Genomic DNA, 1,105 nt, shown 5'->3' with positions numbered 1-1,105 from the left:
CGGACGGGGGTGGTGCTCAGATCGGCGGGGCGCTGAGGCCGGGCGCCCGGTCCGGGCCGGGGGCGGTGGAGGCGCGGGTCTCCAGCGCCCAGGCGTGGCGGCGCACGGTGTCGGGGGCCGCGCGGCCCGCGAGGATGTCGCAGAGCAGCTCGGCGCAGGCGCGCCCGTACGCGGCGGGCCGCAGGTCGACCGCGGTGACGGGCGGCTCGGCTCCGCGGGCGGCCGGACCGTCGACGCAGGACGCGACGAGCAGGCCGCCGCCGCCGACGGTGCGGCCGAGAGCGGCCGCGGCGCGCAGGACCCCGGGGGCGGAGCCGTCGGGGGCGCAGATCACGGCGTCGACGGCGGGGTCGTCGGCCAGCAGCGCCCGGGTGGCCGCCTCGGCCTCGCCCGGCGTCGCCGCGAACGGCACGGTGCGCAGGGCCACCTCGACTCCGCGGGCCCGGCCCCAGGAGACGGCGGTGGCGCGCAGGGCGGTCGCCCAGGCGGACGTGCCCGCGGGGGCCAGCACGCCGGGGCGGCGGGAGCCGCGCTCGGTGACGTGGTCGAGCAGTGCGGTCAGCGAGGCGGCGTTGTCGCAGACGACGGCACCGCTGGGGCCGGCTGCCGGACCGAGGTAGCGCTCGCCGGTCACCACGGGGACGCCCGCGTCCAGCAGCCGCGGGACGACGCTGTCGCCGGCCTCGGGGTCGATCGCCAGGAGCCCGTCGACGCGGGGGGCGAGCGGCCCGGCCGCCCCGCCGGCGGGTGCCAGCAGGACGACGTCGAGGCCTTCCTCCTGGGCACGTGCGACGGCCCCGAAGGCCAGGTTCATGTAGTAGTCCAGCCGGGTCGCCGTCTGCGGCAGGAGCAGTCCGAGGGCCCCGGTGCTGGCCCGGCGCAGGCGTCGGGCCGCGCCGTTGGGGCGGTAGCCCAGCCCTGCCGCCACCGTGCGGACCCGGTCGCGGGTGGCCGCCGCGACGCGCCCGGAGCCCTGGAGGGCGTCGGACGCGGTGCTCTTGGAGACCCCGGCGGCGCGGGCGACGTCGAGCAGGGTCACGGTCCGGGAGGTCACGGGGACGAAGTCTAGACGGTCACGGACGGTCGGGGCGGAGGGTTGCCGGAA

The 1,105-nt window shown here is 79.9% G+C and carries 1 protein-coding gene; it reads right to left on the bottom strand.

Annotated features, from left to right (window positions below; genetic code table 11):
• Positions 1–16: 16 nt before the first annotated feature.
• Positions 17–1,054: a LacI family DNA-binding transcriptional regulator gene (locus V9U70_RS26345; protein ID WP_336679192.1), complete on the bottom strand. Its 1,038-nt coding sequence runs from the start codon at positions 1,052–1,054 to the stop codon at positions 17–19.
• Positions 1,055–1,105: the final 51 nt, after the last annotated feature.

Source organism: Streptomyces pratensis (assembly GCF_037137275.1).
Classification (GTDB): domain Bacteria; phylum Actinomycetota; class Actinomycetes; order Streptomycetales; family Streptomycetaceae; genus Streptomyces; species Streptomyces pratensis_B.
Note: the sequence above shows the minus strand (reverse complement) of the source record. Positions and strands in the feature narration are given on the sequence as shown.